Below are 8,469 nucleotides of genomic sequence, written 5' to 3'. Positions count from 1 at the left end.
CTCGGTCAATCCTGCGGATTGATGTGGTCAAGGGACGTTTCGTTTTTGTCTCGCAATTCCTCTCGTCACCTCCCTTGCGGGTAGGTGAGAGGCTCCTTGCTGTTCAAGCTGAAAAAAGAAATTAAGGCTCAGAACTGGGTGCCAGTATCTCCTGCACAGAGTTTAACAATTGACTAACAGCAAAGGGTTTGGCTAAAAATCCTTGGATGCTAATGCCTGTAGTCTGTAATAACGCCTCAGCAGTAGCCAATCCACTCATAGCCATAATTTGCACTTGTGGGTTGATGATTTGCAAAGTGCGGATGGTAATTTCCCCAGACATTGCCGGCATCATCATATCCAGAAGCACTAGCTTAATTTCATCTTTGTACTGGTTGTAGGCTTCCAAGGCTTCAATGCCATTTTGGGCATTCAATACCTTGTAGTTGTGAATTTCCAATGTAGTTTTAATAATCTGAGTAATCGCCGCTTCATCATCGACAACTAAAATTAATTCTCCCTGTCCTGTCAATATTGGAATTTCATCTACTACTTGGTCGGCACTTTCCTCGCAGCTTGGTAGGTAGACATAAAATTGACTACCTACTCCTACCTGACTCGATACTTCAACAAAACCGCCGTGGCTTTTGACAATTCCCATCACCGTAGACAAACCCAGCCCTGTACCCTTGCCAATTTCTTTGGTGGTGAAAAAGGGATCAAAAATTTTATCCCTAATTTCTGGGGAAATGCCAACGCCATTATCGGCAACCGTAATCATCACGTAGTCACCAACTTTAGCCCCGATGTGGCTTCTAGTGTAGTTTTCATCAATAAACAGTTTGGTGACAGAAATCTGCAAGTTACCGCCATCAGATAGGGCATCACGAGCATTAACTACTAGGTTCATAAATACCTGATGTAGTTGGGTGCTATCTCCCCAAATATTCCCCAAATTTGCCCCTATATCCGTCTTGATGTCGATGGATTTAGGGAATGTGCGTTTGACTATCTGCTTAATGTCTTCTATCAAATACCATGGTTGAACAATTGTGCGCTTGGCTTCAGACCCACGGGTAAAGGACAAAATTTGCCGCACTAAATCCGCCCCCTGTTTAGCATTGCTTTGTAGCATTTTTAGCATCTGCTGTGAACTCTCATCGAGATCGGGGTGTTTGAGGGGCAGCAGTTGGGCGATTGTCATGATTGGGGTGAGGATATTGTTGAAGTCGTGAGCAATACCACCAGCAAGGGTACCGAGGCTGTCCAAGCGTTGGCTGCGAAAAAGCTGGGCTTCGAGTTGTTTTTTTTCTGTGATGTCGGTGTCAACAGCCAGGATTGATTTGGGCAAGCCTGCGGCATCAAGCATTAGTATCCAGCGGCTGGCAATGATGATTTCATCACCATTTTTTTTAATTTTATTTAACTCACCTTGCCAGGAGCCATGCTCAATCACGGTTTCTAAAGCCTTTACCTGTTGAGGGGAGGTTTCCTGAAACAGAATTTCCCCAGCAATTTTTCCTAAAGCTTCTTGCTTCTGCCAGCCGTATATCTGCTCTGCGCCTTTGTTCCAGAATAAGATTTGGTCGTGCAAATCTTTAACAAAAATTGCGTCGGTTGTGATGTCTAGTAGGGCAGCTTGTTCGTGTAGTTTCTGTTCTATCTGCTTACGTTGACTAATGTCTCTGAATAGCCAGCGCAATTTCCCTAAATCCCCTTCAGTATGGCAGATTGCCAGGGCGTTCAGTTCAGATGGAAAGTCTATGGGGCCATGATGGTGGCATATTCGTAACTCTTCTCCCCTGATATTTCCCTGCTGCTTTAACTGCTCCATGATCTGCCTGTATTTTTGTCGTTCTGACAGATGTACAAATACAAAAAATGGTTTGCCAATCAAGTAAGACTGGCGCACACTCAGTAATTCCGCCGCGGCATAATTGGCTTCTTGAATGACTCCACCAGCATCAGTGACTAAGTAACCTTCTGGGGCGAAGTTGAATAAATCCTGGTAACGCTGGCGCTCTGCTTCCACAAGATGGCGGGTAGCTAATAATTCATTATTTTGTTGCTGTAGCTGTTCTCCCAATACTTGGGTTTCTTCGAGAGAAATGGAAATTTCAGCGATCGCTTCTTTTAATAGCTCTATCGGCGAATCTTCCCCTGCTAACTGCTCATCTCCTTGACTTGCACGCTGCAAAAGGTTATCCAGTCGCCGATGTGCCCCAGCTACAGCTTGTTCAAAATTATTTTTTTTTGTCATTACTTTTTACCTATATATTTATTTTATCAGGATGTTAGGGCCTAATACCCCTAGGCTACGGGAACACCAAGGGCGTACTACAGGTAGCTTGTGCTTTAGTCGGGATGCAAATCCCCTTATGTAAGAGTTTTTAATTTTTAATTCTTAATTTTTAATTGTTTAATCCTGCTGTTGTCGTTTCTGAATATCTGGGACAGAAACCATACTATTAATTTTTTCTATATCTGCCATCATCAAAACTGTCCCTTCTATCTCCACTCCTGACAAGGGAGTGATAGCGAGATAACATTGAATTTTCCTGCCCCGACGATTGAGAGCATCCAGAATCATTTCTTCAAATTTCTTTTTTCCAGACAAACAATCGCGGATGGGCGATCGCAGTTGCTCTAGAGGTAAACCAATGTCTAAGCTGAAAAGAGATTTTCCCACTACTTCATCAGTCCGCAAACCCCAGAGATCCTCGACCATATAATTCCAAATTAAGATGTTAAGGTTTTTATCAATTACCACGATTCCGGCTTGGAGACTTGTGAGGATGGAACTTAAGAAAATATTTGAATGATCGAGTTCGGCAGTACGCTGAATCAATTCATTATTAATTGTGAGTAATTCTTCATTTGCTGACTGAAGCTCTTCGTTCATTGTCTCCAATTCTTCATTGGTAGATTGGAGCTCTTCGTTGGTGGTTTCTAATTCTTCATTAGTAGACTGGAGTTCTTCGTTGGTAGTTTCTAATTCTTCATTGGTAGACTGGAGTTCTTCATTGCTAGCCTCTAAATCTTGTCGGTAGCGTGTTAGTTCAAGTTGAAGTTGAGTGTAACGGCTGACATCATCAAAGGCGATGCTGACGCCTAGGAGGTTGTTTTCCCCATCTTGCAAAGGGACAATTTGCACATCCAGATATTGAATTTCTGCGTTGGGCAAATAACGCTCCACATTGTTCAGCTTCACAGCACTGCGATCGCTATATGCTTTTTCAATTAGCGATCGCAGTTCTATTGGACGATAGGAGAGTTCCAAATCTTGGAAAGGACGAGCTAAATCTTTGGGTGACAGACCAAATAAAGTGCGAGCCTGCTCGTTAACTAGCACCAGAGTGCCTTTGAGATCAACTACTATTTGGGCGATGGGTGACGAATCAAAAGCCAGCTCTCGGATGCGGATGTGCCGCGACAACCGGGTGCTAGATTCGTCATCTACTGGTGGATTTGCCATAACCAGGAGGCGATCGCGCGTAGTTGCCACCGATACTTTCTTAAATATCCGGTTTTTCAGGTCTATTGGCGTAAACAGATTGCTATGTAACAACAGCATCTCTGCTTTCCCCAAAAACAGATAGCCCCCATTATTCAGAGCAAAATGAAACCGCGCCATGATCCGCCCCTGAGCCTGAGAATTAAAATACATCAGTGTGTTGCGACACACCAGCAGGTCTAAGCGAGAAATCGGCGCATCTTGTAACAAGTCATGACGACCAAAAATTACTGAGCGGCGCATATCTTGGCGGAATACATAGCAATTCCCTATGGTCTCAAAATATTTCTGTCGCAGTTCGGCTGGCACCCCTTGGACATCTTTTGCTGAATACACAGCCAGACGAGCTTGATTGAGCGCTTCTTCATCTACATCTGAAGCATAGATTTTTACTCGCCGGCGAAATTCCTCTGCTCCCATAATTTCTGCCATCAGCATCGCCAGAGTGTAAGCCTCTTCACCAGAGGCACAACCAGCACTCCACATTCTAATAGGAGCCGAATCTTTTTTACTACTAACTATATTGGGCAGCACCTTATCTGCCAGTTGTTCCCAGGCTGGCGCATCCCGAAAAAAGCCTGTGACGTTGATCAAAATGGTGTTGAACAGATGATTAAATTCTTCTGGATAAACTTCCAAATAGTCTAAGTAATCGCTAAAGGTCTCTAGATTAAATCCCTGCATCCGCTTGCGTACACGACGCATCAAAGTCGCGCGTTTATAGCCTGAGAAATCAAACCCCCGGCTTTGTCTCAGATAAACAAGTAGATTTTCAAATTCAGGATCTAGGGGAGTCATAGGGATTGAGCACTGGAGCTTTCTAGCAGGCGGATAGGGGGCTTTCTAGCAGGGAGCAGGGGGAATTATTGAAGAAATCTCTCCCTTGTTTCCTCCAATTACTAATACCCAGTTTCTAGATTCAATCGTTAGCCATAACTAAGGTTACCAAAGCTGAAGAGATTTCAGCCAAGGGGAGAACGAAATCTACATTTCCTGTTTGAATAGCTGCGGTAGGCATTCCAGAAAATTCAGCACTTTTTTCATCTTGAACAATCACAGTACCGCCCATTTTTTTGATCGCTCCTACCCCCATGGCCCCATCAGTACCCGTACCACTGAGCACAACTGCGATCGCTCGGTCTTTGTAACTACCTGCAACTGATTCAAATAGCAAGTCAGCCGAGGGACGGAGGAAATGCACCAATTCCGACTGAGATAATGAAAGGGTGCCGTCACTATTGACCAGCAAGTGATTATTGGGTGGCGCAATGTAAACCGTTCCCGGTGCTAGCAGGTCTCCCTCCTCCGCCTGCTTAACATTTAGTCCAGTCCGGCGACTGAGAATCTCAGCCATCAGCGAACGGTGCCGGGGGTCAAGATGTTGCACAACAACAATCGCCGCAGCAAAATCTGCCGGCAGAGTTGATACCACTTCAGTCAGAGCAGTTAGCCCTCCTGCCGAAGCTGCCAGAGCCACAGTATCGTAAGCAGCATTATTAAAGCGAGGTGGATAATTATTGGCATTCTCTGCCATTTTTATCATGATTTCTAGGCTTTTAAGATTAGCCACTTTTTCTAACTATATTTAGCATAGATGATTTTCAACTTATTCGTCCTCCCTAAAAAATCTATAGTATATTTTTCCGCATTAATCTCTCAAAAGGATGAGTTAATCTTCCTCCTCCAACATTCGCTTTGCCTGCAAAAGTTGCTGTTTAGATTCCTCACTCACCCTCGGATATTTCAAATTCAGTTCTTGGAATTTTTGACAAATGATATCTGCCACTACTAAGCGTGTAAACCATTTGCGATCAGCCGGAATAATATGCCAGGGTGCCCATTTAGTACTAGTATGACAAAAAACTTGCTCATAAGCCGCCATATAGTCATCCCAAAAAGCCCGTTCCTGAATATCACTAGCAGAAAATTTCCAATTTTTTTCAGGGGAATCTATGCGCTTTAAAAACCGCTTTTTTTGTTCAGATTTTGAAACATTGAGAAAAAATTTGAGAACAACAATACCATTATTGACCAGGTATTTTTCAAAATTATTAATTTCCTCAAACCGCTGTTTCCATATCTCATCTTCTTGAGGAAAATCGGGTAATTGTTGCTTTAAAAGCACTTCTGGATGCACACGTGCCACTAGCACTTCTTCATAATATGAACGATTAAATATGCCAATGCGCCCCCGTTCTGGCAAAGCCTTCATCGACCGCCACAAATAATCATGGTCTAATTCTTCCGCACTCGGTTGCTTAAAACTAAACACCTGACATCCTTGGGGATTTATACCAGACATCACATATTTAATTGTGCTATCTTTACCAGCAGCATCCATCGCCTGAAAGATAATTAGCAATGCATAGGTATTTTGAGCATAAAGAATATTTTGGTAATTTGCTAACTGTTTAATACCTGCCTGTAATTTTTTTCCAGCATCAGTTTTTTCTGAAAGCTCATATTTATAAGATGGGTCATAGTCTTTTGCTAAAGAAATTTTTGCACCAGGGGGCACTAAAAAAGCGTCATAATTCATATAAAACTGCTCCTGAAATCTGCTGATAACCAGCTATATTTTAAAGCAATCATTCCTCAGATTTCGAATTTATTAATTAAACAAAATTATTCGCTTTAGAACTTACAAATCTACACCATTAATTTTCCCAAACTTTGGTGGCTTAGGTATTTATACCCGAATTAATCAGCATTTGGCTTTAAATTGTATATTTACTCAACTTTTCTAGTAAGTAACTGAGTCCCGCACCGTTTACAAAACCCAGCATCTGCATCGTGAAAAGCCAAACCGCAACCAGAACAAATCAGTTCTACCTGATTAGCAGTTTTCACTAATCGCTTAATTAAATCACCTATTTGCCAAGGAATTAAAGCAACTCCTGTCAAAATCATCAATACTGTTAACAGGCGACCTAATTCAGAAATAGGGGTTACATCGCCAAATCCTACAGTTGTCATCGTGACTATAGAAAAATAAACAGCATCCAAAAAAGTGCTGAAACCTTGAGGATTAACCGGATGCTCAACTTGATATATTAAGCCTGAATAAACAAATATAATCGCAAATAAAGTAAATAATATCCGCGCAAAAATTACACCATCTTCGGTACTGATACTACCAAATAAAAATTTTTGATCTATAAACCTGATTAAGCGTAAAATCCGAAACCATCGCAACAAACGGATAAAGCGGATATCTACTACACCTAGAAAAAATGGCAAAATTGCCATTAAGTCAATAATTGAATAGAAGCTAAGAATATACTTAATTTTATTTTCTGCACTCCACAAACGAATTGCATATTCCACCGCAAAAATTATTAATATGGCGGCATCTATTAAATTTAACTGTAACCGCACAGAATCAGGAATATTATAAGTTTCAGCCACAAATATTCCTGATGATAGGAAAACCAAAGCAGCAATTGTTAAATTAATCGCCTTACCCATTGGTGTTTCTAGGTCGGTTAAATAGAATTCTGTTTGTTCCCGGCTCAGTAACATATATAGCACAAATCAGTTTGAATGAACTCGCAGCAAGATCATAAAAAATACGATATTCTTAACCATTAAGTAGACACATTAAATTAAAAGAAAGTTCGTAGTCAGGACTTTAGGGAGTGAAAAGCCTTACCCTGAGCGATAATTTTTCTTTTATATTTAATAATGTCTACCTACTTATCATGCTAACGTCACTCGCCAATATGAACCAAGAATATTTTATGCAACTAGCGCTGGAAGCAGCAAAAAAAGGGGATGCGCCTTACGGTGCAGTGATTGTGAAAGATAATCAAGTTGTTTCCCTAGCTTATAATACTGTCAGGCAAGACAGCGACCCATCTGCCCATGCAGAAATCAATGTCATTCGGAGTTTAACAGCTAAACTAAAAAACCCTTCTTTAGAGGGTTATAGCATATATACAACTGGTGAACCTTGTCCGATGTGTGCAACTGCTTGTGTGTGGGCAGGTATCTCAGAAATTATCTATGGTGCTTCTATTGAAGATTTAATCTCCCTCAATCAGGGACAAATTAATATATCTTGTGAAGAAATTATCGCTAAATCTTTTAGAAAAATCAAGGTGACAAAAGGCATTTTAAGAACTGAATGCCTGGAATTATTTAAATCACCTTAAATACTTAGGGTGCATTAATGTAGTGTAACGCACCCTCTAAAGTAATATGCTATAGCGGTCTCAATTTTGTTAGTACTTATCTAAGTCTGGCTGTAATTAAAATTTGGCGTTGCTGAATCAAAGTATGAAATGCCAAAATTACCCTTCTTTTTCTTCGTACCTTTGAGCCTTTGCGCCTCTGCGCGAAACAAATTCATATTCTCAATCAGCAACGCCTAAAATTTAGCCTACATCGATGCTGCACCATGTGTAATCAGCCGTTTGAACAAAGCCTCAGACCAGCCAGTTTCTTTAAGCACGGCAGTTCTAGAAACTTCTACGTAAGCCTGCTCAATAAAAGCTAAATCAATCATGCAAATTCTACCCAAGGATTGTTGTAACGCCTCGGTTTTACCACTGAGTTTCAGTTTTTTACCAACTTCATGAACCACAACGGCCATGGCTGGAACCACGTGCTGAGGTCCAATACCAATCTGTACATGAACAACCCCAATACGCCAGCGACGTTGAGCATAACCATTCCCCCAATCATCCATTCCGGTAAACATTTCATGAAACCATTGAACAAATGTTTCTCGTAAACGATGAATTCGTCCCTCCGTTGCATTTAAAATGGCATTCATTTCAGGATCGCGCCCTAGGTAAGCATAGAAATGATCTGCCATTTCTGAAGCAACTTCTAGTCCCCATGCTTCGTTTGACTTCAGAAGAGACTTATCTTCAGAAGTTAAACCAATGCGTTTTTCCATAGTGGACATAAAAGCGAGAGGTTCTATAGTCATAATTAATCCTAAAACCGGGTAAATGTAATCAAATAGGTCT

The 8,469-nt window shown here is 41.4% G+C and carries 7 protein-coding genes; 1 reads left to right on the top strand and 6 read right to left on the bottom strand.

Annotated features, from left to right (window positions below):
- Nucleotides 1–121 precede the first annotated feature (121 nt).
- From H6G32_RS24340 to H6G32_RS24320, 5 genes are all read right to left on the bottom strand, one after another.
- Nucleotides 122–2,239, bottom strand: coding sequence for a hybrid sensor histidine kinase/response regulator (locus tag H6G32_RS24340; RefSeq protein WP_190463013.1), 2,118 nt, complete (start codon nt 2,237–2,239; stop codon nt 122–124).
- A 159-nt stretch (nt 2,240–2,398) separates the two neighbouring features.
- Nucleotides 2,399–4,291 carry a CheR family methyltransferase gene (locus tag H6G32_RS24335; RefSeq protein ID WP_190463011.1) on the bottom strand — a complete coding sequence of 631 codons (1,893 nt, stop codon included), beginning with the start codon at nt 4,289–4,291 and terminating at the stop codon, nt 2,399–2,401.
- A gap of 121 nt (nt 4,292–4,412) precedes the next feature.
- Complete coding sequence (locus H6G32_RS24330) at nt 4,413–5,036, bottom strand: chemotaxis protein CheB (RefSeq protein ID WP_190463020.1); 624 nt, start codon at nt 5,034–5,036, stop codon at nt 4,413–4,415.
- 126 nt (nt 5,037–5,162) lie between these two features.
- Entirely contained in the window at nt 5,163–6,032 is an 870-nt protein-coding gene (locus H6G32_RS24325; protein WP_190463008.1) for a polyphosphate kinase 2 family protein, read from the bottom strand.
- Nucleotides 6,033–6,223: 191 nt separating this feature from the next.
- Nucleotides 6,224–7,015: an ion transporter gene (locus H6G32_RS24320; RefSeq protein WP_190463006.1), complete on the bottom strand. Its 792-nt coding sequence runs from the start codon at nt 7,013–7,015 to the stop codon at nt 6,224–6,226.
- A gap of 200 nt (nt 7,016–7,215) precedes the next feature.
- Here H6G32_RS24320 and H6G32_RS24315 point away from each other — a divergent pair, with 200 nt between their 5' ends.
- Nucleotides 7,216–7,647: a nucleoside deaminase gene (locus H6G32_RS24315; RefSeq protein WP_190463019.1), complete on the top strand. Its 432-nt coding sequence runs from the start codon at nt 7,216–7,218 to the stop codon at nt 7,645–7,647.
- 227 nt (nt 7,648–7,874) lie between these two features.
- Here H6G32_RS24315 and H6G32_RS24310 read toward each other — a convergent pair whose 3' ends face one another.
- Complete coding sequence (locus H6G32_RS24310) at nt 7,875–8,429, bottom strand: protoglobin domain-containing protein (protein WP_190463004.1); 555 nt, start codon at nt 8,427–8,429, stop codon at nt 7,875–7,877.
- Between the last annotated feature and the right edge of the window lie 40 nt (nt 8,430–8,469).

Origin of the sequence: Cylindrospermum sp. FACHB-282, assembly GCF_014697195.1 — a bacterium.
Taxonomy (GTDB): domain Bacteria; phylum Cyanobacteriota; class Cyanobacteriia; order Cyanobacteriales; family Nostocaceae; genus Cylindrospermum.
Note: the sequence above shows the minus strand (reverse complement) of the source record. Positions and strands in the feature narration are given on the sequence as shown.